This is a genomic window from Rossellomorea sp. LjRoot5, from assembly GCF_964253455.1.
Taxonomy (GTDB): domain Bacteria; phylum Bacillota; class Bacilli; order Bacillales; family Bacillaceae_B; genus Rossellomorea.
In genome coordinates, this window is the sequence record NZ_CAXUQN020000001.1 from 1,272,466 (window position 1) to 1,297,097 (window position 24,632).

At 39.1% G+C, this 24,632-nt stretch carries 32 protein-coding genes; 30 read left to right on the forward strand and 2 right to left on the reverse strand.

The genetic code is table 11. The features are described 5' to 3' along the window. The first annotated feature begins 286 nt into the window (after window positions 1-286). The 12 genes from ACSQ2E_RS06435 (at window position 287) to ACSQ2E_RS06490 (ending at window position 11,549) form a co-directional block, all read left to right on the forward strand. The gene (locus ACSQ2E_RS06435; RefSeq protein WP_435989785.1) at window positions 287-583 is read left to right on the forward strand and encodes a hypothetical protein; all 297 of its coding nucleotides are present in this window, start codon (window positions 287-289) and stop codon (window positions 581-583) included. A 56-nt stretch (window positions 584-639) separates the two neighbouring features. Continuing rightward, entirely contained in the window at window positions 640-927 is a 288-nt protein-coding gene (locus ACSQ2E_RS06440; protein ID WP_435989786.1) for a 3-isopropylmalate dehydrogenase, read from the forward strand. A gap of 190 nt (window positions 928-1,117) precedes the next feature. Further along, complete coding sequence (locus ACSQ2E_RS06445; protein WP_435989787.1) at window positions 1,118-3,238, forward strand: MMPL family transporter; 2,121 nt, start codon at window positions 1,118-1,120, stop codon at window positions 3,236-3,238. Between the two features lie 48 nt (window positions 3,239-3,286). Further along, window positions 3,287-3,958, forward strand: a complete 672-nt coding sequence (locus ACSQ2E_RS06450) for a response regulator transcription factor (RefSeq protein ID WP_435989788.1) — start codon at window positions 3,287-3,289, stop codon at window positions 3,956-3,958. Further along, window positions 3,955-5,331, forward strand: coding sequence for a sensor histidine kinase (locus ACSQ2E_RS06455; RefSeq protein ID WP_435989789.1), 1,377 nt, complete (start codon window positions 3,955-3,957; stop codon window positions 5,329-5,331). The genes ACSQ2E_RS06450 and ACSQ2E_RS06455 overlap by 4 nt, the downstream gene beginning before the upstream one ends. 22 nt (window positions 5,332-5,353) lie before the next feature. Beyond that, window positions 5,354-5,749 (forward strand): hypothetical protein, encoded by a 396-nt coding sequence (locus ACSQ2E_RS06460; RefSeq protein ID WP_435989790.1) that lies wholly within the window; start codon window positions 5,354-5,356, stop codon window positions 5,747-5,749. A 585-nt stretch (window positions 5,750-6,334) separates the two neighbouring features. Beyond that, entirely contained in the window at window positions 6,335-7,138 is an 804-nt protein-coding gene (locus tag ACSQ2E_RS06465; RefSeq protein ID WP_435994429.1) for a serine hydrolase, read from the forward strand. Between the two features lie 246 nt (window positions 7,139-7,384). Continuing rightward, window positions 7,385-7,909: a cysteine hydrolase family protein gene (locus tag ACSQ2E_RS06470; protein ID WP_435994431.1), complete on the forward strand. Its 525-nt coding sequence runs from the start codon at window positions 7,385-7,387 to the stop codon at window positions 7,907-7,909. A 47-nt stretch (window positions 7,910-7,956) separates the two neighbouring features. Further along, the gene (locus tag ACSQ2E_RS06475; protein WP_435989791.1) at window positions 7,957-8,946 is read left to right on the forward strand and encodes a S66 family peptidase; all 990 of its coding nucleotides are present in this window, start codon (window positions 7,957-7,959) and stop codon (window positions 8,944-8,946) included. A gap of 192 nt (window positions 8,947-9,138) precedes the next feature. Continuing rightward, window positions 9,139-9,660, forward strand: coding sequence for an AAA family ATPase (locus tag ACSQ2E_RS06480; RefSeq protein ID WP_435989792.1), 522 nt, complete (start codon window positions 9,139-9,141; stop codon window positions 9,658-9,660). Window positions 9,661-10,132: 472 nt separating this feature from the next. Continuing rightward, window positions 10,133-10,927, forward strand: a complete 795-nt coding sequence (locus ACSQ2E_RS06485; RefSeq protein WP_435989793.1) for an aminoglycoside adenylyltransferase domain-containing protein — start codon at window positions 10,133-10,135, stop codon at window positions 10,925-10,927. Between the two features lie 154 nt (window positions 10,928-11,081). Beyond that, complete coding sequence (locus tag ACSQ2E_RS06490) at window positions 11,082-11,549, forward strand: GNAT family N-acetyltransferase (RefSeq protein ID WP_435989794.1); 468 nt, start codon at window positions 11,082-11,084, stop codon at window positions 11,547-11,549. Between the two features lie 74 nt (window positions 11,550-11,623). Here the strand turns inward: ACSQ2E_RS06490 and ACSQ2E_RS06495 are convergent, their stop codons facing one another. Next, window positions 11,624-12,196 carry a dienelactone hydrolase family protein gene (locus ACSQ2E_RS06495; RefSeq protein ID WP_435989795.1) on the reverse strand — a complete coding sequence of 191 codons (573 nt, stop codon included), beginning with the start codon at window positions 12,194-12,196 and terminating at the stop codon, window positions 11,624-11,626. Between the two features lie 427 nt (window positions 12,197-12,623). Here ACSQ2E_RS06495 and ACSQ2E_RS06500 point away from each other — a divergent pair, with 427 nt between their 5' ends. The 17 genes from ACSQ2E_RS06500 to ACSQ2E_RS06580 all read left to right on the forward strand — a co-directional run bounded on the left by ACSQ2E_RS06500 (window position 12,624) and on the right by ACSQ2E_RS06580 (window position 23,477). Further along, window positions 12,624-13,118, forward strand: a complete 495-nt coding sequence (locus ACSQ2E_RS06500) for an AAA family ATPase (RefSeq protein WP_435989796.1) — start codon at window positions 12,624-12,626, stop codon at window positions 13,116-13,118. A gap of 148 nt (window positions 13,119-13,266) precedes the next feature. After that, on the forward strand, window positions 13,267-14,256 hold the full coding sequence (locus ACSQ2E_RS06505; protein ID WP_435989797.1) for a phosphotransferase family protein: 990 nt from the start codon (window positions 13,267-13,269) through the stop codon (window positions 14,254-14,256). A 100-nt stretch (window positions 14,257-14,356) separates the two neighbouring features. Continuing rightward, window positions 14,357-14,791 carry an NUDIX hydrolase gene (locus ACSQ2E_RS06510; RefSeq protein WP_435989798.1) on the forward strand — a complete coding sequence of 145 codons (435 nt, stop codon included), beginning with the start codon at window positions 14,357-14,359 and terminating at the stop codon, window positions 14,789-14,791. A 115-nt stretch (window positions 14,792-14,906) separates the two neighbouring features. Beyond that, entirely contained in the window at window positions 14,907-15,797 is an 891-nt protein-coding gene (locus tag ACSQ2E_RS06515) for a hypothetical protein (protein ID WP_435989799.1), read from the forward strand. 13 nt (window positions 15,798-15,810) lie between these two features. Further along, window positions 15,811-16,011 carry a hypothetical protein gene (locus tag ACSQ2E_RS06520; protein WP_435989800.1) on the forward strand — a complete coding sequence of 67 codons (201 nt, stop codon included), beginning with the start codon at window positions 15,811-15,813 and terminating at the stop codon, window positions 16,009-16,011. 29 nt (window positions 16,012-16,040) lie between these two features. Continuing rightward, complete coding sequence (locus tag ACSQ2E_RS06525) at window positions 16,041-16,412, forward strand: VOC family protein (RefSeq protein WP_435989801.1); 372 nt, start codon at window positions 16,041-16,043, stop codon at window positions 16,410-16,412. A 145-nt stretch (window positions 16,413-16,557) separates the two neighbouring features. Next, window positions 16,558-16,875, forward strand: a complete 318-nt coding sequence (locus ACSQ2E_RS06530; protein WP_435989802.1) for a PadR family transcriptional regulator — start codon at window positions 16,558-16,560, stop codon at window positions 16,873-16,875. Beyond that, a complete protein-coding gene (locus ACSQ2E_RS06535) occupies window positions 16,862-17,428 on the forward strand; it encodes a DUF2812 domain-containing protein (protein WP_435989803.1) in 567 nt (188 codons plus the stop codon). The genes ACSQ2E_RS06530 and ACSQ2E_RS06535 overlap by 14 nt, the downstream gene beginning before the upstream one ends. A gap of 227 nt (window positions 17,429-17,655) precedes the next feature. Continuing rightward, entirely contained in the window at window positions 17,656-18,141 is a 486-nt protein-coding gene (locus ACSQ2E_RS06540; protein WP_435989804.1) for an NUDIX hydrolase, read from the forward strand. A gap of 36 nt (window positions 18,142-18,177) precedes the next feature. After that, on the forward strand, window positions 18,178-18,897 hold the full coding sequence (locus ACSQ2E_RS06545; protein WP_435989805.1) for an alpha/beta fold hydrolase: 720 nt from the start codon (window positions 18,178-18,180) through the stop codon (window positions 18,895-18,897). Between the two features lie 32 nt (window positions 18,898-18,929). After that, window positions 18,930-19,463 (forward strand): HAD-IIIA family hydrolase, encoded by a 534-nt coding sequence (locus ACSQ2E_RS06550; protein WP_435989806.1) that lies wholly within the window; start codon window positions 18,930-18,932, stop codon window positions 19,461-19,463. Between the two features lie 332 nt (window positions 19,464-19,795). Next, window positions 19,796-20,080 (forward strand): hypothetical protein, encoded by a 285-nt coding sequence (locus ACSQ2E_RS06555; RefSeq protein WP_435989807.1) that lies wholly within the window; start codon window positions 19,796-19,798, stop codon window positions 20,078-20,080. 5 nt (window positions 20,081-20,085) lie between these two features. After that, window positions 20,086-20,505, forward strand: a complete 420-nt coding sequence (locus tag ACSQ2E_RS06560; protein WP_435989808.1) for a GNAT family N-acetyltransferase — start codon at window positions 20,086-20,088, stop codon at window positions 20,503-20,505. A 285-nt stretch (window positions 20,506-20,790) separates the two neighbouring features. Beyond that, window positions 20,791-21,522, forward strand: coding sequence for a class I SAM-dependent methyltransferase (locus ACSQ2E_RS06565; RefSeq protein ID WP_435989809.1), 732 nt, complete (start codon window positions 20,791-20,793; stop codon window positions 21,520-21,522). A gap of 80 nt (window positions 21,523-21,602) precedes the next feature. Beyond that, window positions 21,603-22,025: a metallothiol transferase FosB gene (fosB, locus tag ACSQ2E_RS06570; protein WP_435989810.1), complete on the forward strand. Its 423-nt coding sequence runs from the start codon at window positions 21,603-21,605 to the stop codon at window positions 22,023-22,025. 10 nt (window positions 22,026-22,035) lie between these two features. Then, entirely contained in the window at window positions 22,036-23,097 is a 1,062-nt protein-coding gene (locus ACSQ2E_RS06575; RefSeq protein ID WP_435989811.1) for a serine hydrolase domain-containing protein, read from the forward strand. Next, complete coding sequence (locus ACSQ2E_RS06580; protein WP_435989812.1) at window positions 23,094-23,477, forward strand: VOC family protein; 384 nt, start codon at window positions 23,094-23,096, stop codon at window positions 23,475-23,477. The genes ACSQ2E_RS06575 and ACSQ2E_RS06580 overlap by 4 nt, the downstream gene beginning before the upstream one ends. A 79-nt stretch (window positions 23,478-23,556) precedes the next feature. On the opposite strand, the gene ACSQ2E_RS06585 is transcribed toward ACSQ2E_RS06580, so the two are convergent. Further along, window positions 23,557-23,919 (reverse strand): hypothetical protein, encoded by a 363-nt coding sequence (locus ACSQ2E_RS06585; RefSeq protein WP_435989813.1) that lies wholly within the window; start codon window positions 23,917-23,919, stop codon window positions 23,557-23,559. A 113-nt stretch (window positions 23,920-24,032) separates the two neighbouring features. Here ACSQ2E_RS06585 and ACSQ2E_RS06590 point away from each other — a divergent pair, with 113 nt between their 5' ends. Further along, window positions 24,033-24,629 carry a class I SAM-dependent methyltransferase gene (locus ACSQ2E_RS06590; RefSeq protein ID WP_435989814.1) on the forward strand — a complete coding sequence of 199 codons (597 nt, stop codon included), beginning with the start codon at window positions 24,033-24,035 and terminating at the stop codon, window positions 24,627-24,629. Window positions 24,630-24,632: the final 3 nt, after the last annotated feature.

Consider the following 24,632-nt stretch of genomic DNA (forward strand, 5'->3'; position numbering starts at 1 on the left):
TCTTATTCTATTTAAAACCTTACTTACTTTATTCTTTATTTTAATAAGGGGAGTAGTACTTGGCCTCTTAACAGCTAATTGGATAAACCATTACAGTAATGAGCAACCGGCACTTCTTATATCTAGTCTGCTGCTTTATTATTTCCCTCTAGTCACATTAATCAATTCAATTAACTTTGTGTTTTTTAGGAATAAATGGTTCTGGATAATGTTGAGTATCGACATTTTGATTTTATGTTTCTTTGACAATATGATTATTTAACTAAAAATGGAGAGTGATTTAATTATGAAAGGTTTAGCTATTACCGGAGGGTTGCTGGGTATAATCCTACCCCTATTTGCTCAATTGTTTGCAATGATTGATGATTCATATACATTTGGAAATATTGGATTTTTAGGTGTGATCAGTGGAATAGTGGCTTTAATTGGTGCATTCCAGATCAATAAGAGAAGCAAGCTGGCAGTAACCTTACTTATCATCTCTTCCATTGTAGGATATTACTCAGTCGCAATCTTTTACTTGATACCAGCTATCATCACGATGATTGCCGGGGTTTTACTTCTATTTAAAATAAGTAGGTAGGATAAGGCATCTCAATCGTTATAGGTTTTTATTATTATTGAAAATGGAGGTGTGAAATGGCTACTTTCTTTATCACACTAATGGGCATTTTTATCGTAATGGCAAATGTTTATGGATTCATAACTTACAAAAAGAAGCAAAATTTATTTTCTGCTGCGTTTTCAATATTTTTATTAGCCATTGTATTTGGGGGAATTGGTGCGCTGTTGGCACTGGCTATTATTCGTGATCCTTTTGCGATATTTTATGGGTTGAAAGTTGGGTACTATTTGTTGATAAATAGCTTCATTGTTTTGTTTATTGCAATCATAGTTACATTTATAAAGAAATTCAGCAATGGTTAGAGTTGCTGAGACCATCTTTCAAATTAAATTAGAGAGGCGTCTGTTTTAGAATAGATGATTATTTCTTAATAGGGCAACACGTTTTCTTTCACCGGTGAATGATTTCCCCCTCTCTGTAAACAAAAGTTGATATAAAGTTTATATTCAGGCTTTACAATGAGTAACGAATTACATACGAGGAGGTTACATAATGAAAAAATGGCTGTATCCCATTACAGACTGGGTATCGACAAAGCGGGGGATGTGGATGACGATCATCGTCTGGCTTGTGCTGATGATAGGGTTGAGTGCAGGGCCTAAGATTGGTGATTATCAAGTGAGTAATTTTCAATCACTTCCTGATGAAACGGCGTCGATGATCGCTGACGATAAAATAGAAGAATTATTTCCAAATGAGCAGGGAACTCCCGGTATCCTTGTGTTCCATAATGATTCCGGTGACATCAAGTTGGATGAAGTCAATGAGATTCTAAAAGGGATCATGGATGAGGATATTAAGGGGATTGATCGTATTGTTGATATCAGTAAGCTCCCCCCTCAAGCTCTGGAAGGGTTTATTTCCGATGATGGATCAACGGTGATCGCCCCGATGGAATTGGAAAAAGGGCTTGGAAGTAAGGATTATTCTGAAATCAACGACCGTGCATCGGAAGTCGGTAATAAAATTGCAGATTCTTTCGAAAGCACGAAATTCTATATAACCGGTCCTGCGGGAATTGCGGGGGACGCGACGAAGCTGTTTGAACAGGCGGATGTCGTTCTATTGCTTGCGACGATTATGATTGTATTGGTTTTACTCATTGTCATTTATCGTTCACCGTTGCTGGCGTTCATTCCACTTCTCGCGACGATCATCGTCTATCAAGTGGTAAATCAAAGTGTGGCTCTGATGGGGGCTGCCGGGTTGGAAATCAATAACCAGACAACTTCCATCATGAGTATTCTACTATTTGCGGCCTTGATTGATTACTCCTTATTTGTATTTTCCCGATACCGGGAAGGGCTCCTTCAGGTGGAAAGTAAATATGATGCCATGAAGAATGCCATGCGTGCTACGGGAGAGCCTGTCTTTTTTGCCGGTGGTACGGTGCTTGCGGCCATGCTGGTTTTATTCTTTGCGAATTTCCGTGATTATCAGAACTTTGCCCCGATCTTTGGACTGGCTATGTTCTTTATTATGTTGGCGTCGATCACGCTAGTACCTGCACTGTTTACGCTGTTTGGGCGGAAGGCGTTTTGGCCGAAGGTACCGAAATATGGTCAGGAACAAATAGTGAAACACACGTTTTGGGGATCGATTGCCAAGTTTGTGGTGAGAAAGCCATGGCTCAGTGGTGGATTGGTCGGAATTTTCCTAGTAGTGACAGCGATCAATGTTGTGAATATTGAGTTTGAGTTCGATACGGTCAAGAAATTTCCTAAAGATTTACCATCTCGTGTCGGATATGAGATCGTGGAGTCGGGGTTTGATAAAGGAGAGCTTGCTCCTTCTACTTTACTCATTGAAAGTGATGAGGCCCTTACACAAGAGAAGACGGCTGAAATCAAGTCTGAATGGGAGAAATTGGACGGGATTTCATCGGTCCGGATATCAGGACAAACAGAAGATGATAAGGCAGTGAAATTGAGTGTTGCTTTTTCCATGAATCCCTATTCAAAGGATGCCATTGACTTTATGGAAGATCTAAGGGAATCGACACCTGATATGCTTCAGGACCTATCCATCGATGGAGAAGCGTATTATGGGGGTGTGACGGCAAAGCTTGTAGATGAGAGGGACCTGAATAATAAAGATATCGTGACGATTGTGATCCTTGAAACGGTCCTTATTCTGGGTCTCTTATTTGCCCTTACCCGTTCAATTAAAATGCCTCTTTATATGGTGGGAACCATCCTGCTATCATATGTCTCTGCATTGGGACTTGGAAGCTTCCTGGTGGATGTGTTGTTTGGTTATGATGCACTCAGCACAAGGGTACCTGTTTACGCCTTCATCTTCCTGGTGGCATTAGGGGTTGACTATAATATTATCCTCGTTTCCCGATTTAATGAGGAACGGAAGACTCATGGTGTGAAGAAGGCCCTTGAAATCGCTATGACAAATACAGGTGGCGTAATTTCATCTGCAGGGATCATTCTGGCCGCCACCTTTGCAGCCCTGACAACGATGCCGATTGCTGACCTATTTATATTTGGTTTCATGGTGGCCGTCGGGATTCTGATGGATACCTTCCTTGTGCGGGGAGTGCTGCTGCCGACGTTGATTTTGGCATTTGAAAAGGATCATCAAACCTCTCATAATAGTCAATAGTAGACATACGAAGGTTGCCTTTGTGTTGAGCAATAGGAGGTTCTATCGATGAAAATTCTGGTTGTGGATGATGATGTCTATATACAACAACTTGTTTCCATCCATTTAAGCCGTGAAGGATACCAGGTATATAAAGCGAATCATGCTGATGAAGCATTGAAGATATTAGAAGAAATGACGGTTGATTTAGCTGTAGTCGATGTGATGATGCCGGGAATGGACGGTTATCAACTGACGAAGATCTTATCACAGGATTATGACATTCCAGTGATTCTTTTGACGGCAAAGGGACAGTTGGACGATAAGGAACAAGGCTTTTTGTCCGGATCGGAAGATTATATTGTAAAACCCTTTGAGGTCAAAGAACTGTTATTCCGTATAGCTGTCATCCTGCGACGAGTGGAACGGGCAATGGAAACGGTGATCACGGTAGGGAATGTGAAGCTTGACCGGAAGAACTTCGAAGTGGTGATCAATCAAGAAACCATCCTGTTTCCATTAAAGGAGTTTGAATTGTTGAGTATCCTTGCATCCCGGGCCCATAAGATTGCCCCTCGTGCTGTATTGATCGAGCACGTGTGGGGGATTGATTATGAAGGAAATGAACAAACGCTCAATACCCACATCAACCGGATCCGTGACCGCCTTAAGAAATATGAGGCCACAGTAGAAATCCTCACCGTAAGAGGGATCGGCTATAAGCTGGAGGTCACGGGATGAGGACGCTCTACCGAAAATTCGTTGTTGCGACCCTCTCTATCCTGACCATCAGTGTCATTACTGGTTTCATTCTGGCAAATTGGGTTTACATGACGACCACTAAGGAGAAAATCGATCGTCAAAACGTCGAGGTAGCAGAGGAAATCGTGTCGAGTCTCGAGGGGATGCACGGTCACCAATCTGCTCTGTCTCCATATTTGGAATCGGTCGGGAAGCTGGGTTATCAGGTTCTCGTGATCGATGAGAAAGGGAGAAAAACATTTTTTGGAGAGCCATTTTCTAAGACCGATCTTTCTGGGGAGGCCCGGAAAGTGTTGGAGGATCAGGAGATTTATCATGGAATGAGTGAGGATTCCAGTCGGTCCTTCGTGATGGAACACTTTTCTAACGATGTCCGGAATACGGTCGGGGTACCGTTTACGTCTAATGGACAACAATATGCACTGTTTATGCGTCCAAACAACAAACTGCTCTTCTCTGATATTCACATGATTCTCGCCTGGTTCGTTTTAGCGGTTTCAGTCGTCAGTATCATCGGGATGATCTGGTTTGCCAAACATTTAATCCAGCCCATCACCCAGCTGACGGAAGCCACAAAGGAATTGACCCGCGAGAACTTCCATTATGACTTGACGATCAAGCGCCGGGATGAAATCGGACAACTGGCACAAAGCTTCACCACCATGCAGAGACAACTGAAGCATAATAATGAAGCCCGTAAATCCTTCATTAATAATGTGTCCCATGATTTCCAATCACCCCTGATGAATATTCAGGGATATGCCGACCTATTGAAGTCGGATGTGGCAGAAGAAGAGAGGAATGAGTATCTCGAAATTATTGATCATGAATCCAAGCGTCTATCTCATTTAACGAAACAATTATTAATCCTCACTTCCCTTGATCAGAAAGCCTACCCGATGAACTATTCCGAGGTTCAGGTGGAGGAACAGATCAAGCAGGCCATCCGCAGATATCAGTGGCTAATAGAGGAGAAGGGCATCGAGGTCTCGTACAAGCTGCCTTCCCGTCGATTTAAATATGATGCCGAACTGATGACAAATGTGTGGGATAACCTTATGACCAACGCCATCAAATATAGCGGTCGTGGAGACAGTATATGGATTGGATTGAACGATAGAGGATCAGACCTGGTTATCACGTTTAAGGATAGCGGAATTGGAATGTCAGAAGAAGAGATGGGGCAGATCTTTGACCGCTTTTACCGTGTTGATGCAGCTAGAAAAAAGGGAGGAACCGGTCTCGGTCTCTCAATTGTCAAGCAGATCATCGACTTGCACAAGGGGAATATCACTGTTCAAAGTACAGTCGGGGAGGGAACGATCTTCACGATCACCCTTCCTTCTAAATAAAGAAATAATGGGAGAGAAGAATATGGAACAAATCTGGAGTATACGCTTGATCCGGTTTGCCGCAATCTTCGGGTTGGTCGGTACCTTTATCGGATCACATATGGCCGGGCAAATGGACTATGCTTTAAAACCAATTCATGCACACATTTTGCTGGTCGGCTGGCTTTCGGTATTCGCCTGGGGAATTTTTTACAAGGTCTATACAATAAAATACAAAAAGCTGGTAGCAATTCATAGCATTTTGGGAATGGTGGGAGCACTGGGGCTGACAGTAGGCATGTGGATGTACAACTTGAATCCATTTCAACTAGATGAATCATTCGTCACCGTGTTTTTTATCGTTGGGGGAACCCTCCTGCTACTGGCATTTTTGTTATTTGTGGTCATTACGTTCATGGTAGAAAGAAGGACAGTATAGGATTTATTCCTATGCTGTTTTTTTCGAAAGTGTCTTTCTTCGGTTCCTCTAACTATGTGAATGGAGAAAATGAATAGGATGAATTTAAAAACTATATGCGGGGTATCCATGGGGACAGGCTTCTTAATTATGATTAGGAGAAGCGGTGTCTCTTTCAAATAAGTTGTCTTGCTCTTTATAGAGAAACCAGCAGGAGTAGAATAAGCGGAGTTTTTCCGGTTAGATTCAGCGTGGAACTTGGTTTAGGTATAAATAAGAGGAGGAATTCCGCTTATACAGAAAAACATTATCCGTTTTTGTGTTTTTTGAGTTAATAGGCGGAATTCCTCCGTCTATTTCATCCTTTTCTCATATCAAAAAGTTCAATAAGCGGAATTTTTCCGTCTATTTATCAGTTCTCAGTTCTTGGGCTTAACCTAATCATTGCAACTCATGAAACTTGATGCGGTAATCTGCAGCTTTTTAGACCATTTTATAACAATCAAAATAAGAGCATTGCTCAAATACATAAAATTTGGAATAATTAATATTGAGGAAGATTCTTCTAAAAAATATCTTTGCAAGAAAAACGAAGCAGGTGAAAAAGTGAATATAGCAATAGAAAAACTGAAAGAAATAGATGTAGGAGAAGTAGGAATAACGATCTATTCCACTAAAGAAAATAAAGAATGTATCTCTTTAAATAGCGAACTCACAATCCCCCTTGCTTCAGCAGCAAAAGTGGCAATAGCATACTGTGTAGCGAAATGGGTAGAGGATGATGAGGTTAAGTGGGATTCCATTGTTGAAGAAGTATCCTTTAATCCAGAAGAAGATAGCAAAGAACTTTATCCACATCTACAAAATAGACAAACCCTTCCTTTAAGGGAGGCGGTTGAAGTAATGATTGCTTGTCACGATAGTTATATTGCTAGATGTATTGTGGATTTTTGTGGTGGTTGGGAAAAGGTAAATGAGTCTCTCCAGTCTTATTATCCCTCCATACAGGTTACTGAAAACCCAAGGGATATTAATAATATGGGTCAGCTTAACGAATTGCTAGATTTGATGATACATATTTATCAAGGGTACAAAATACAGCCTCTCTTGTGGACACCTATCATTAATGGCTTGGTGAGACAAAAGGGAGATATAAACCAAGTTCCACCACACCATTTAAACCATATGACAGGTGGACTGGAAAATGTGGCTGTTGATATCGGTATAATGGGTGATTTCAATGAAAACCCTTATCTCTTTGCATTAGGGGCGATTAACTTACCCAATCGATTAAACCATCAGGATGCTGACCGTAAGATTATGGAAGCGATGGAGATGCTTTATAATGAATATGTAAAGCAGCGGGGGGGGGGGATATTTCTGAAGAACATAAAGTTAAGAATCATTTAGATTATTCCTAATGTATTTTGTTACTTCATGCTGATTGGATTATCAATATGGGTAGCGGCTAACAATGAAGGTTTACAAGATATCAATAGATTATCCATTTACGTTATATTTATGATTTTACTTTTATTAGTGTCAGTATTCGGTAGCTACCTTATTTGGAGAGGGATTAAAGAAGGTCGAATGTAAAAGTCTCTTATTTTAAAAGAAGACTAGTATCCAACGTACGTTTATTCAAGGGGGAAAATGATGAAGAATGCACTACTGGTAATAGACGTTCAGAATGGGATGTTCGAGGAAGGTAATGTTGTTTACAAAGGAGAAAGGTTACTACAAACTGTAAAAGGTCTAATCGAAAAAGCACGCTCTAACGAGACAACGATATTCTTTATACAACATAATGCACCTGCTGGAAAACCATTAGAGCATGGTACAAGGGGATGGGAGATCCATCCTGAAATCACTCCAACCCCTCAAGATATCATCATTCAAAAAACGACTCCAGATTCATTTTATAATACTTCTTTAGATGATGAACTGAAAAAACAAGGGATCGAACATGTAGTCATTGCGGGAATTCAAACAGAAGCATGTGTGGATACAACGTGTAGAAGAGCCTTTAGTTTGGATTATAAGGTCACTTTAGCTTCAGACGCACACAGCACTTGGGATTCGCAAGATATTACGGCCCAACAAATTATTAACCATCATAATGGAGTGTTGCGTTGGTTTGCAGATGTATACCCAAGTAAGGATATTACGTTTGATAGTTGAGTGTGCAACTATACATATTGTTTAAACAATAAAGGACGGTGGTTTCCATGAATAAATTAAATACAGGTGACAAAGTGGGGATCTTCACTCCATCATCACCAGCAACAGTTACTGCAAGAAAACGATATGAACGGGCAAAATCATTCCTGGAGAGCAAAGGTTTATCTATAGTCGAAGGGAATTTGACAGGAAAGGCTGAAGGGTATCGCTCAGGTACCCCTAAAGAGCGCGCAAATGAATTAAATGAGTTATTGCGAGATCCAGAAATTAAAATGGTAATGTCCACGATAGGTGGCACCAATTCTAATAGCCTTTTACCCTATATAGATTACGATGCGTTGATAAAAAATCCTAAGATCGTAGTAGGTTACTCAGATGCAACGGCTATACTTCTTGCTCTTTATCATAAAACAAATATCACTACTTATTATGGTCCTGCACTCATTCCTTCCTTTGGTGAATTTGAACCATTAGTTAATGATACTTACCAATACTTTGTTAACTACTTTATGAAAGAAAGCAGTCTTCCATATGTAGTTCCCATGCCTACATATTGGTCTGATGAACCTGTTAACTGGTTAGACAAAACAAAAGAAAAAACTTTATATAGAAATGAATGGATAACAAGAAACACTGGAGTCGCGGAAGGCAGATTAATAGGTGGAAATGTTAATGCGATGTATGGTTTTATTGGTACGGACTATTTCCCTCCTATAAAAAATGGGGATGTCTTACTGATAGAAGATTGTGCGAAAGATGCGTCGATAGTAGAAAAGAACTTTGCAATGTTAAAAATGCACGGGATTTTAGAAAAGGTGTCAGGAATCATTTTGGGGAAACATGAGGGATATGATGATTTAGGAACGGGTAAGAAGCCAATAGATATTCTTATGGAACAATTAGACGACAAAGAGATTCCTATTATAGCTGAGTTTGATACGTGCCATACTCATCCCATGCACCCTTTGGCTATAGGAAAGAAAGTAAAAGTAGATACAAAGACAAAATCAGTCCATTGTATTGAAGCGTGGATCTAGATTTATCTTGATTCACTAATTGCGATTGGTTATCTTGAATTTGAAATAATTGGTATTGAGTTTAAGTGATGATATACCGTAGGAAAAGGTTGTTATTTTGGTATTTCCATTAAAATAAATCATTCTCTAGGAACGAAAGTGTTTATATTATTGATTTCAAATTAGATTACAACTACAGCGAGGGATTCAAATATGTTTTTCATTCAGATGTCCGGTTTTCCAGGCTCAGGGAAGTCTACACTATCTAGACAGATTGCAAAGCGAACAGGAGCTGTACTCATTGATCACGATATTGTTAAATCAGCTTTATTAGAAGCCATTGAAGGCGAAATCGATAACAACTTAGCTGGGAAGATTTCGTACAATATTGATTGGTCTTTAATTGAATTTCATTTATCCCAAGATCACGATGTTATTTTTGATAGTCCTTGCTTATATGATGAATTGGTTAGTAAGGGCACGAACTTATCTACTAAATATAATGCTAAGTACAAATATGTTGAATGTTATATCGATGATGTAAAGGAAGTTAATTTTCGATTAAAGAACCGAGAAAGGATGACCAGTCAAATAAAAGAAATTACTTCAGAAGAAGCATTTAGATATACAATCAATAACAGTAAAAAACCAGCGGATATCAAATGTTTGTTAGTAGATACAAGTAAACCTCTGGAAAGCTATGTTGAGGATGTTTTGGAGTATGTGGAGGACTGACTTTCCTACTTGAATAAACTTGGTCAATAACTACAGTTCAATAACCGGTACGGCTATTGAACTTCTTGAATTAATGAGCAATTAACCTAACGAGTCTTCAACAAAATTTCCAATCAGGACCCATCATAAACCTGGTACGTTAGAAGAGGGAAGGATTTTTTATTTCGGGGTCCTTCCAAGCGAAAGAGGGAAAGGGAAAAGCAAACTCCTACACCAACAATCGCTAGAAATCTTAAAAGAAGACTTTAACGCTTCTTATTACATTGGCTCAACTGGTCATCACAACCTCCCGATGCTTAAGACATTCCAAAATAATGGTTGTACGGTGATAGAACGAAATAAAGTATTCAAAAGGAAAAATTAAAACATGGTGTCGAGTAGTCCTTAAAGTAGCGGGGACAAATACATAAGATGAGCTTCAACCAGGTATTGTCTTGTAATGGGTGGGATAACGAAAAAAGGAGAATAGTAAATGGGCTTAATGCAGTCTTCCTCAGCTGAAGTTGAAAGTATTATTGTAAGTATACAAGAAGAACTCACTACTATATTAAACGATGACCTTGCTGGATTGTATATTCACGGTTCCTTAGCAATGGGGGGATTTAATCCAGACAAAAGCGATATAGATTTATTGGTCGTCACGAAAAAAACGATTCCAGTTGAAACGAAAAGGAAGTTGGCTGAATTCTTTTTGAATTGTTCCAATTCCCCATACCCAGTCGAAATCAGTTTCATTAATAAGGAACAATTAAAAGATTGGCAGCACCCTTGTCCATTTGATTTCCATTATAGTGAGTTTTGGAGAAAGCGGTATGAACATGATTTGGTAAGGAATACACACGAGTTTTTAAGTGGAGGTAGTAGCACTGATCCGGATTTAGCAGCCCATATCACTATTTTGCATAAGAGGGGGATTTGTGTGGCAGGCGAACCTATAGCTGAAGTTTTCCCCATAGTTCCGCGTTCAGATTATCTATCGTCAATAGTCGGAGATTTCCAAGAATGTCTAGATCATATTCAAGAGGATCCTATTTATTGCACGCTAAATATGATTAGAGTGTTCTGGTTTGTAAAAGAAGGAGTCATATCTTCAAAGGAAGAAGCTGGGCGTTGGGGTTTAGCAACCTTGCCGAAAGAATTGAGCAGCACCGTCAATAAAATAATTGGTTGTTACTCGAGTGAAAAAGATGATTGTCAATTTGAGAATGATGAACTAATGAGGTTTAGAGATTATGTTGCTAATAATGTTCAGGTCATTTTAAGCTAAGCCTTTAATCACTTAAGATCAGCTAATTGTCCCGTTACTCACCTTATTTAACAAATGGGTACGTTAGTGATAGAAAAAATACATTAAGTTCGAATTGAGATACCGATTCAGAAAGCACATAGAACAATGATTTTCTTATTTAACAGGAGGCATTATGACTTATAGATTTAATGTTATGACACAAGAACAGGCAGAAAATATTGCATTTAAATGGCACTATGATGTTGACTATTCATTTTACGATATGGAAGCTGATGCAGAAGATTTAGATGAATTTTTAAACCCGGAAGAACGAGGGAATACAACGTTTGCTGTTTCAAAAGATAAGGAACTGGTTGCCTTCTTCAGTGTTAATAAAATAGCTGACGGAATTTTTGATATTGGGTTAGGGATGAGACCGGATTTAACTGGAAAGGGTAATGGGATCGAATTTCTAAGGGCAGGTATTAGCTTTGTACAATCAGAATTCAAATCTGAAAAAATCACATTATCAGTAGCAACCTTTAATCAAAGAGCAATAAAACTGTACAGAAAAGTTGGATTTAAAGATGTAGAGACTTTTATGCAAGATACAAATGGCAGCACATTTGAGTTTCTAAAGATGGAATATACATGTTATTAAAGCATGGGGACGGTTCTTCTGCCACCTTTTTATCGAAAAGGGAGCACAGGAACCGTCCCCGCGCTTCCTGATGATTATGCGAGAAAGTCGAGAACCCGCTTGATCACAAGCTTCGTCGCGTCAGCATCGTAAGAGGGTATACTGCTGTCGGTGAAGAGGTGTTCCTTGCCCTCATATAGAAAAAGCTCAGCGTGATTTGCTGACTTCACTAGTTCACGTGCTGCATCGATGTCGCCGTCTTCCACGAAGAAAGGATCTTCATTCATGGCATGTATTTGCACAGGCAAGTCGGATGGCCATGGAGATTCGAACTCCGAGGTCGGGAGGCAGGCATGGAAAAACAGTGCGCCTTTTGCGCCATCGCGCGTTTGAGCGAGCTGCTGTGCTGCCGGAACCCCAAGTGAAAACCCAGCATAAACGACATCTCGCGATAGATCGCCGGCTGCCTGAATGCCACGCGCAGTCACTTCTCCAAATCCGATTTCTTTCACAAATCCCAAGCCTTCTTCCAGCGAGGAAAATGTGCGGCCATCAAATAAATCCGGCACATGCACAGTATGCCCTGCATCTCTCAGCTGATCTGCGAATGCTTCAATCCCCTTCGTTTTGCCCAAAACATGGTGGAACAATAAAACTTCTGCCATCATTTACGCCCCCATTTAATACGTCTTATGTATAAATTTCGACATAAATACTGTTTGACCTGCCGGAGCCTTAACTTCTTCTCCAAGGTTATAGCCATGAAAGCCATTGTTAAATTTTTCTTGCATTTTATAAGCTTCATTTGAAATAATTGGGATTAATAGTAGAGGAACCCATTCTGGGGCGTGCTCTTCAAGAATACGAGCTTAGTCCCGAAATAGACATTACAGACAAAACAATAGTAAATTCTTCTGCTTGTATTTATTTAACGAATGTGAAGCTCACACCTTTAACATCACCGAATTCAACTATGTATCTAGAAGAGTTTATCTTGTTTTCAGATCATATATTAGGGTTATCAATTACATAAGATGTTCTACTGAAGGCGCATACCAAATCTGGAGAATATGTTTTTGAAAGGAGGCTTTAACAATGGGCGTTAAGAATTTTCTAATTGAAGGGGTTTCCTGCACCGGTAAAACTACCGTCTGTAATGAATTGCAGCGGCGCGGCTATCAAGCCATTCATGGTGACCGGGAATTGGCTTATCAGGGCGATCCAGAAACTGGTAATCGGACCGATACTGCCTCCCATGAGAACCATATATGGGATGTAGAGAAAGTGAAAGACTTGATCAATAACAAGAGTGAACCAGTAACATTTTTCTGTGGTGGGTCTAGGAACTTCTCGAAATTTATCGATCTATTTGATGGTGTGTTTGTTCTCCAAGTCGATATTGAAACATTGAACCGACGACTGGACGCTCGACCGGAAAATGAATTTGGTGGTAAGAAATCGGAAAGGGAGCTCATTGTTCGTTTGCATGAGACGAAAGAAGACATTCCAAGAAATGGGATGATCATTGACGCAACTAAACCAATTGAACACATAGTCGATGAAATCGTCCGTCAAAGCGAAGGAAACTAGCTGCGGTAAAGCATTGCTCAACCAACTGAATGGTGGTCAATTTGTCACAGACGATGGTGATCAAATTAGAAAGAAATAATTCTTCTTTTTATAGAATATCTGTGTAAAGGAATGAGTATGGAATAGGTCCAAGCTGGGGGCAGAAAATTTGAGTGTAGCAGTACATAAAACAGTAGAACTACTGATTAAGAAAAATATAAGAAAAGACACAGAAATAGAGATAAAGAACTTACAAACAAATAAAGATGGGTTTAACAATAACATTGCAATGTTTCATCTTACCTATTCCCATGATGAGGGGGTATTTAGTGATGATGTTGTCCTAAAAGAATTTAGCGAAAATCTGAAGCTTACTAAAGAATTAAAACTTCTAAGGAGTAATGCTGTAAATTCCTTAATTAGTACTCCAACTGTCTATTTTGTAGATATTGAAAAGGGAATAATGCTGATGGAATTTGTGAAAGGGGATACATTGGACAGATACATCACATCCAATTCAGAAGATAAGGAATTAGCGTTTGGAAAATTTGGTGCAACCCTTGCGCATGTTCATTCCATTTGCACTGAAGAGGTACATGGCGATATCGATATACGACAAAAAAATGATATTCACTTTTATCTAGAAAGTTTAAAAAATAGAGTCTCAAAGTTTGAAAACTCTATTTACGTTAATTGCCTTCAAAACATATCGAATAAATTTAGGGATGTTTCATTTACTGAAGCTTTAAATCACGGAGATTATCACTTTGGGAATACCATCCTAACGAACGAAAATAAATTATATATTTTAGATTGGGAAAAAGCTTTTATAGGAGATCCTCGTTTCGATATAGCGAATAGCCTCACATTGGGATATTCGTGGTATGGAGTGTGCCACAAAGAAATGATGGTAGATACTTATCAGAGCATCATTAATAAGAAAATTGAACATTTGGAGTGCTTTGAAGCTTTATCAAGTTTCGACTCATTTACTAAAATGGTGCCCCTAATTCAAGGTGCAGATGACTCGCATATTCGTGACAGGTCTTTTGAGTGGTCAAAGCGACGTTATGAATTATTTGTAAAACATAACGGAACAAGGATCAATGAAGCGGAAGAATACTTACTATCTAAAGGTTTATCATTTAGTATTTTGTAATATCTAACGGGGGCAATCACTGAAGAACAGCTAATTGATCCGGCTATTGCTTTATTCGCAGGATAGCTAAAATTGAATTTATTTTTAGGGGGAATATTTTGTGTTTGTAGTCAATGTAGAAGGTGCTATTCACCGAGATGGGAAGTGGCTATTAATCCTTAGAAGTGAAAAGGAGGAACACGCTGGAGGGACTCTTTCATTAGTCGGCGGAAAGTGTGAAATTGAAGGTGTTTCATCTGATATTCTAGAAAGGACTTTAAAACGAGAGATCTTTGAAGAAGTAGGTTGCGAGGTTACAGGCCTTAAATACGTAAATAGTTCTTCCTTTGTGACTGAATCAGGAATCAATGTGATTGATATCGTTTTTCTGTGCCATCACAAAACTGGAGAACCTTACTCTAAAAGCACTGAAGAAGTTGATGATGTTATTTGGATGACTACTTCAGAGATCCTTGTCCATACGGAATTACCTGTATATCTAAAGGAGAATATTAAACTGGCGGAGAAGTTGCTACAAGATAATTTACATGTATGAAAAATTAACTAAGGAAGGAATTGAAACAGCAATAAATGAGCGTGTTTAAAAAGATCCTCACTCTAAAGTATGTACTATGTGGATCTCCATGAAAACCACTCAAGAGGTGAAAGATATGAAAAGAAAAATCCAACCAACTCCAGACACTATGAAAAAATGGATAAAAATGTATGTACCAAATAAAGACCTGTTTTTCCTCCCAGAGAGCAACCTTGCCAGTTTTAAAGAATATCTAAGTAATGTCTTAGTGGTTCCCCACGAAGAGTTCAAAAACCATTCCTCTTATAAACAGGTACAACTTGCGAACAGCTTTGAGTATTGGAATCTATCAAAGGACGTTGACTATGTACTCGTAACACCTCCAGGCTGGGTGAATCATCTACCAGTTGAGAAGAAAATCGAGCTTTTTCAGATTCAAGTGGCAGTGGGCAGGGGCTTGATTCATCCAACCTCTGACTTTTCTGTAGACATATCATTCCTCCGTAACAATGTTGTTGAAGTGAATGGAGAGAAGTATCTAGTTCTTCATAAAGCGATATGGGAAGACCTCTCTTATACTCGTAAAGAAGACCTCATAACAGATATTGCCCAACAATGGGAGGAGTGGACTTGCTATGATGTTCCGACCCAAACTTCTCCGCACTTGCTACGGTTTGCCAACACCTTCTCATCCAGAGCGGGAAGTAATTGTTTATCGGCTACACTCTTCGCCATCACTCAACAAGAATGGATGATACATGAATGGGTCCATCCTCAAACGTTTCTTCAAAGTTTAGAAAATGAGAATTATCACTTGATCACTTCTGAAGATATAAGAGCAGGTGATGTGCTTACATGGGAAAATGCAGACGGAATTATTCAACACGCCTCTTACTGCATAGATGGTCACTTCTTTTTTAACAAACGGGGACAGACCTTCTTTAATGCCTGGAGTATTGTGCATAGTGATGATCTTAAAGAAGACTGGGGTCACTATCCTATGAAGATCTTCCGGAAACATTCATAGGGAGGAGCAATCCATGACTACATTCAAAGAACTGACCTCAAGTTTTTTACTGATCATCAGTTGGTTTCTGTTTGCCATAAGTGCGTATCTCCTTTATTGGACGATCATTATGCCCGCATATGTCATCATTCCGTTCCTTCTTTTTGTGGCTACTGGTTTGGTGTGTTTTTATAGTTCTAGAAAACTTGATAGTAGAAAAAAAGCTAATAAGTAAAATTTCGAGATTGTAAGGGAGAGAAGAATATGAGCAAATCATTCATTGAACAAGTCCACTATATTAGGATTCCTGTGAAAGATGTGGAACAATCTGCACACTGGTACAGAGATGTATTAGGACTCCAGTTAGTAAACATGACGGAGGAACTTGCCGCTCTTAAAGTGAATGAAGGACCTTTCCTACTGATCCTCATCCCAACGGAAGATGAAACCTTTGCCCATTTTACAGTGAATCATGAACAAGAGTTCAGCATCGGCTTTGCTAGTCCGGAGCTTGCTAATTTTCATCAACACTTGATTGATCACGATGTGAAAGTCGATGAGATGAAAGAAGATGCCGGCCACGCTTTTTTCCACTTTTATGATCCAGATGGCAATAAGCTGCAAGCACATTGGTAATAGGTCATACAGCAAGTCGATCTCCGAATGTAACGGAAATCGGCTTTTTTAATTTTTCCAAAAATATGGTTTACTATTCAGTTGAACTGTAATAAACTGTTATTAAGCTGAACTATATAGTTGAACTGAATAAAAGGGTGAGAACATGAAACATAAATTATTGCCATTATCAGAAACGATGCATTACATTTTATTAGCTCTCCGTGAGCCGCTTCACGGTTATGCCGCCATGCAGAAGATTGAAAGAATGAGTAATGGGACCGTTATGTTAGCGGCGGGTACATTATACGGTGCGATTGAGAACCTAAGTAAACATGGTTGGATCGAACCTGTCGGACATTCAGGCAGGAGAAAAATTTACAGTATCACTTCAGAAGGTAGCGCCATTTTGAAAATGGAGCAAGAAAGGCTCGTGCATATTTTATCCTTGTATGAAGGAAGTGAAGCGAATGAAGAAGTTTAATTGGTTCATCAGTATTGAAAAGGAAGAACGTTGGCTGAACGAGCAATTGCAACAAGGTTATCGCTGCACTAACATCAGTGGACTGGGCGTGTATACCTTCGAAAAAACCGACAAGAGATATGTGATGCGCCTGGACTATCAGGATAATCTATCCAAGAAGAAGTTGGAGGAATACAAAGGGATCTATGAGGATTTCGGTTGGAGCTATCTGAAAGGGTACTGGCTAAGTAGAATACAGTATTGGCAGAAAGAAAGTGATGATCAAAATGAAATCTTCTCTGATCGAGAGTCAAAGCGTCATTATTACAAACGAATCATGCGCTATTCCTTTTGGTTCGGTATGATGTTTCTGATTTATTCATTTAGGTACTACAGGGAGCCGGAATTATATCATGAAGGTCTTTGGAGTATGGAGAATGAGATATTTTGGAAAGCGTTTATCTTTGAAACTCCTTTTGTTCTGTTGAAATTGTTCCCTGCCTTTTTGGTTGTTTTATTTGCCGGGAGCTATTATAAGGCTTATCGGAAATATTCGGTGTTGAAAGAGCAATAGAGGGAATGAGGGCTTATCCGGGGAGGATAAGCCCCTTTTATTTAAGTTTTCCTTGAGTAAGATGCGTGATTTTGGAATAATTGGTATTAAGTTACATAATTTCAGCTTATCTTCTCCGTCACGCATTGTACCTTGTCGTTCTTAATGGGAGGTAATTAGATGGAAACAATAAATAGAATACAAGAACTATTAACCAGTGGGAAGAATCACTAGGAGGACAGATAAGTATGTCTGATAAAAAGTATCATAGAGCTTTTGGAGTATATGGCATCTATATAGAAGATGGAAAACTCTTAGTTATACATAAAAATGGTGGCCCTTATATTAATCGGTTTGACTTACCTGGAGGAAGTTTGGAAGAAGGTGAGAGTTTAGCAGAAGCGATGAGGAGAGAGTTTCTAGAAGAAACAGGTATAGAGATTGAAATTGAGAAACAAATCGGGGTTATTGATTTCAAGTTTCCCTCAGTGTGGAGAGATTTTACGAATGTTCATCATATTGCCGTTTATTACTCTGTGAGAAAGACCGGTGGAGAAATAGGCATACCGGAACAGTTTGAAGGACAAGACTCACTAGGAGCTGTGTGGGTATCCGAGCATGAGGTATCTCGGGAAAACGCTTCCCCTTTAGTGATGAAAGCTTTTGAGTGTTTGAAAACCAATGAGTTGGGGTTGAACGCAGAGGTTTATGAAGAGTGGGAAGTTTTGAAATGACGGTTTTTCATTAAAAGTGGTTGGGGGGACAATTAAATGATATTACATACAGAAGTATATGGAGAAGGAGAACCGATTGTTTTTCTCCATACGGGGCTACAAACGGGAACTACTGATTTTGAAAAACAAAGAGAGGTACTTCAAAAAAGCATGAAGGTCATAGTGCCGGATTTAAGAGGACATGGAAAGTCAGTAAGTGATGATTTCAGCAACTATTTTGAAGACGTTGCAGATGATTTAAGAGAAACACTTGATTATTTACAAGTAGATCAACTTCATATAGTAGGGTGCTCACTGGGAGGATTAGTGGGTTTGCGATTTGCCAAGAAATACCCTGATCGATTACGAAGCTTAACGTTGTCTGGTATTACTTCTGACAAGCCGGACAATTGGGCGGACATGCATGCTCAAGATGTTCAATTCCAAAGAGAATTATTGGAAAATAGTGAATTCACCAGTCAATTAGATCTACAGCACGAATCGGACTGGAGACAGTTCATTTATATGGCTAGAGACGAAGACTGGTACCCATTTGAATATACGTCTGACTTAGATAACATAAGTGCTCCTATCCTCTTTATGGTGGGTGAAGGGAATCCAGCAGAAGTCGAAACTGCCGCCAAATACCGGAACATACATAGTCAAATACATGTGTGCGTCATTCCATTTGCGTCGCATTTGGTTCATGTGGAGAACCCCAATTTGTATACGAATGTACTGTTAGAATTTCTAAGTGAAGTACAGAGTAAGAGCTGATTTGTCTACCAGTAGGGGGGGAGTACCAAAAAATGAACATAGAAGCTGTTTTCATTGACCGTGATGGAACGATTGGTGGTACGGGACACTTTATTCATCCGAAAGATTTCTCCACATATTCGTTCAGTCGAGATGCATTACAAATGTTAAAGGATCATTCTATTAAAACCTTTGCCTGTACGAATCAACATAGAATTAGCAAGGGTGAAGCTACTCTCGATGATTTCTATAAGGAATTTCAATCATATGGATTTGATGATGCCTTTATTTGTCCTCATGGTTCAGATGATGACTGCCATTGTCATAAGCCAAGACCAGGATTGCTTTTAGAAGCATCACAAAAATATAAGCTGGATTTAACCAAAACTGTGTTTATCGGTGACGTTGGTTCAACAGATATGTTGGCAGCTCATTCTGTTGGAGCCATGAAGGTTTTAGTGCTTACGGGATGGGGACATGGTTCTCTAAATCAATACAGGGAAAGCTGGGCAGATATTGAACCGGATTATGTTGCTAAAAATCTTTTAACTGCTGTTAAATGGGTCATAAGTAAAAATGAAGAATAATATATTAATGCACAACAGGGGGATTATCTAATTGATCTCCTTTTCACCATTCAGCGGACAAACAGGAGGTGTTAATGATTTGAGCTTACCTTTTATCCTTTATTGGATTCTACGTTGGCTTTATCCTACTGGCTTCCCTTGCAGAAAACTACGACATCTCATCCTTGTACGTTGTACATGTAAAAGAGGATGGGGTAGAGATTTTCCCAATGATAAATCCTTTCATCATCATGTTTTTATATGTATTAGGTTCTCATAAATTGATTTCCAGAATGAAAAAGAAGGCTTGAAAATCGTGATATCCTAATCGTTGTCGGAAGGGGATAAATACTATGAATTCCGCCAAACAAGATAAAAATCAGCGGCTTCGAATAGCGCAGGGTTTATACAGAAAGAAGAAGCATAGAAATATAAAATATAAAGAAAGCAAACTGTGGTCAGCGGTTCTTGTTATTTCTGTCTTGCTGGCACTCTGCATTCTTATTATTACGGAGTTGTACTATATTGATAGTGGTGTAGCATTGCCTGGTTTTTTGAAGAAGATGGCTGAAGCATTTAACCTTGTTTTCTGGAAGAAAGAATTTATATTTATGTTGAAAAATATTTATTTGGAGTGAATGGAATGATAAAAGAATTAATAGAAGAGAAGGAATGGCTTGAAGCATTTCCAGTTTTAACCGAATTAAGAACCGATCTGAACAAAAGCACATATCTTGGATTTCTCCAAAGTATGAGAGATGAAGGATATAAGCTGTTTGCGATATATGTTAATGAAAAAGCTGTTGCAGTAACAGGAATAGCAATTCGAACCAACTTTTATTATGGAAAGCATGTTTTTGTTTATGACTTGGTTACTCAATTTTCACAACGTTCCAAAGGATACGGTGAACAATTACTTTCATATATACACCAATATGCTATTCAAAACGGGTGTGGGATCGTTGCGTTAGAATCAGGCTTATTTCGCGAAGAAGCACACAGATTTTATGAAACTAAAATGGGTTACGAAAAATTTTGTTACTCATTCAAAAAAGTTTTATAATTTTTTTCAAAAATAAAGTTGTGAAGTGAAGATAAATGTCTAAGTATGCATGTGAATATCGAAGAAAACGAAAACCAAATATCCATCCCCGTCGAATGGTGGATTGGAACAAATACTAATTTTGAGGAGCACGGCACCTGTCTCCGTGGCTCTTTTAGATGTATTTTTTGAAAATTAGGAAATCAATGCTTGTTTATTCACTAAATTTCGTGTTAGAATACATTAATTTGTGTATTACGCGATGACAGAAATTAATAAAAAAGAAGTAGATTGGGAGATGTTTCAATGGAATTCAGAGGAGCCAGTGTGTACGATCAATCGGATTTTTTTTCAAATTATATGAAAAGAAGAAATAGACAAGACAGTCCAAACAATGCCATTGAAGGTCCAATGATACATGAATTAATTGGCAGCATTCAAAATAAAAGTATCTTAGATTTAGGATGTGGTGATGCCTCGTTCGGAAAAGAACTCATACATAAAGGGGCAAAACACTATACAGGAGTAGAAGGTTCAAAACAAATGGTAGAAGCGGCTTGCTCTAACTTACTTGAACAAAACGGAACAATATACAACGAAACAATGGAATCGTATGATTTTCCGAAAGAGACATTTGATCTAGTAACATCTCGATTTGCTATCCATTACGTTTCTGACATTAACCACCTGTTCCAACATGTTCATAAAACGCTTAAAGAAGACGGTAGATTTGTTTTTAGTATCCAGCATCCCCTTACCACTTCGTCATTTGCGAGTAAGCAAACCGGTGATAAACGTGGTAATTGGATTGTCGACGATTATTTTCATGATGGTGAAAGAAAAGAGCCTTGGATTGATCAAGTAGTGGTTAAGTATCACCGTACAATTGAACAATATTTTTCAGCGCTTAGACAAACAGGCTTTACTGTATTGGATTTACGTGAAGGTACACCTAAACGTGAACATTTTAGTAGTGAAGAGGAATTTGTTAGAAGACAGCGTATTCCAGTCGTATTGGCTTTTTCATGTGTAAAGTAAATGAATTCCAAAGATCATTTTTAGTATAAGTTGGCTTATCCAGAATAGGGTAAGCTTTTTAAATAGCAGAGGTGAATCTCATGAATATTAAAGGAATTAATCATTTTCTCTTCTCTGTTTCAGACCTGGAACGCTCCATCCGTTTTTACCAGCAAGTGTTCAATGCAAAGTTACTCGTAAAAGGGAGAACCACAGCCTACTTTGATCTTCATGGCTATTGGCTTGCCTTGAATGAGGAAAAGGATATCCCTAGGAATGAAATCTCACAATCTTATACTCACATAGCCTTTTCTATTAAAGAAGAAGATTTTGAACAGGCGTATAAAGAGTTAACGGATTTGAAGGTGAACATTCTGCCTGGTCGAAAAAGAGACAGTCGTGATAAGAAATCAATTTATTTCACAGATCCCGATGGTCACACATTTGAGTTTCATAGTGGCATGTTGCAAGATCGAATCGATTATTATAAGGAAGCTAAACCTTATATGGAATTTTATGAGTAGGGGGGAAGCTATGCCGCTGATTAAACGCGACTTGATCCTTGATCACAAAGACAATCCAATTTTCACACCAGTAGTTGACCACGTAAAATCAACTTTTAATAATGTCATCTGTTCAGGAGCCTCCACTCTTATCATTCATCAAGATTCCATTGTGTTGGAGCGGTACATAGGGAAGCAGTCGGGTAAAGGAGACGCTAGAACCGTTCAGGCTGATACTCAATTTCATGTTGCTTCAGTTAGAAAAAGCTACATCGGTTTTGCAGTTTCTTATGCATTGTACTATGGCTGCATAAACAGCATAGATGATCCGGTTTTATCCTATTTGCCTGAACTTGCTGAGAACGTCTGGAAAGGTACAACGATAAGACATTTACTTACTCATACACATGGACTGACACATGAGTCGAATGAAGACGTTCGTGAGTTTACTCCAGGCTCAAGCTGGTCTTATAAACAAATTGGGATCGAGTCACTGACTCAGATTGTCAAACGCACAACAGGTAAATCAGTTGCTGCCATCATTCATGAAAGCGTCTTTACCCCTTTAGGGTTTACTGAATCTGGTTGGTATTCACAGAAGCACGAAAGGCTGGTTGATGTCTTGTTGCGTTATGAAGAGGATAAAGATTGGAAAACGAGTGAAAGCACTGAAGGGGACAAAATGAACATGTATGTCTCGACCAGGGAGCTCGCATACTGGGGATACCTTCATTTGAAGAAAGGAAAAGTGAATGGAAAGCAAATGGTTCCCAGAGAAATAATTGAGGTCGCCACCTCTCTTCAGAGTCCATCCACCCTTCATAAGGACTTACCTCAAAATGGTTTCTTGTGGTTCGTTAAAGATTTACCCGCCAAAAAGACAGAGATAGGTGATCAAGTCCCTAAAGGTTCCTATCAAATACTTGGATTTACAAATGTAACCCTATTAGTCATCCCTGAAGAGGATATTGTGGCAGTTCGGATGTTTAATAGTTTTGGCTCTCCGGAGGGTTATGATTACTTATCCGATGTACGATCGTTTGGAGATACGGTTATGTCATGTGTGAAGAATGTAAGAGGAGTAAGAAGATGAAGAAGCTTTTAATAGAGTCTCACTGTATTTTTCCAACACAGGATATAATGAAAACGGCGAATTTTTATGAACAGAAACTGGGGTTTAAAGCTGTTCAATATTTGAATGCGAATGAACCACATATTTGTTTGTATCGTGATACAACGGAGATCATCTTAACCCAAACGAATGGACAAAAGGTCATTCCGAATCGAGACTTATATGGTTATGGGTATGATGCTTACTTCATTACAAAAAATCAAGAAGAACTTCAGGAAGAATTGGTGAGTTCTAATGTTAAAATAGTCCGTTCCTTAGATCTTACCGATTACAATAATAAAGAATTTGTAGTCGAAGATATTGATGGAAGATGGTTAGCTTTTGGGCTGAAGGTGGATTGAAGGCAGTGGTGTAATGTGAACCAACTGCTCTGTGTTCAAGTGGAAATAATCAAAAAGAGAGCCAGCTTGCCAGCTCTCCTTAGTTGACCTCCTCATCCAAATAAGAAACCACTATCTGAAACGCCTTTATCCTTCTCTCAATATACGTCCGCTGCCCACTCCCGGGCTTTGTCTTCTCAAGAAAGGAAGGAAGCATCAACAACAATCCCTTCAGCACCTCTTTTGCCATAAATAATTCCTCTTTGCTGACAACCAACTCCTTGCCTTCCCAGCATGCATGAAGAACCTCTTCGCCAATCCTTGCTGCTTTCAATCGTTTCTCAAGCAAGTTCGTCTGCGGCGTACCTGGTTTCATGCGAGCAAGAGCATTTTCCGATTTACGGATGACCGAACGAAACGCTTCAATCGACTGCTGTTGTTCTTCCGGAGTGAACTGTTTCATAACCATCACCTCAATTCTCTATAATTGAACTATATGTAGTGTACCAAAAATGAATCCCCATTACTGACTTTTGATATAATGACAACAAAGAAACTTAAATAGGAGTGTGACTGATGGAACAGAACGTCTTTGAAGAAATGGCCAAGCGATACGATACAGAAGAGCGCATGGAATTGGCCAAGGTTGTCGTGAGGGAAGTGAAAAAAGAACTGCTAGACAGTCAATCTAAATCCTTGATCGATTATGGGAGCGGTACTGGGCTCGTAGGTTTGGAGCTGACCGATATGGTCGAATCCGTTCTGTTAATCGATTCATCTGAGCAAATGTTGGAAGTGGCAAAAGCAAAAATTACTCAGAGAGGAATCACCAACTCAGATGTCCTTCATTCCGACTTTACAAAGGGAACACCTGATGTGAAAGCAGACATTGTCCTCATGTCGCTCGTTCTTCTCCACATCCCAGATACCCGAAAGATTTTACAAGAAATGTTCACGATCCTCCATGACGGCGGCAAGCTTATCATCGTGGACTTTGACAAAAACGAAGAAATCAGCCATCCAAAGGTACATAACGGATTTGTACAAGAAGAGTTAAAAGAAACACTCTCTGACGTAGGATTTACTTCTACCGGGATTAAGACATTTCACCATGGAAAGCGCGTATTCATGAAGAAGGATGCTTCGATGTTTATTGCGAGCAGTACGAAGTAAAGA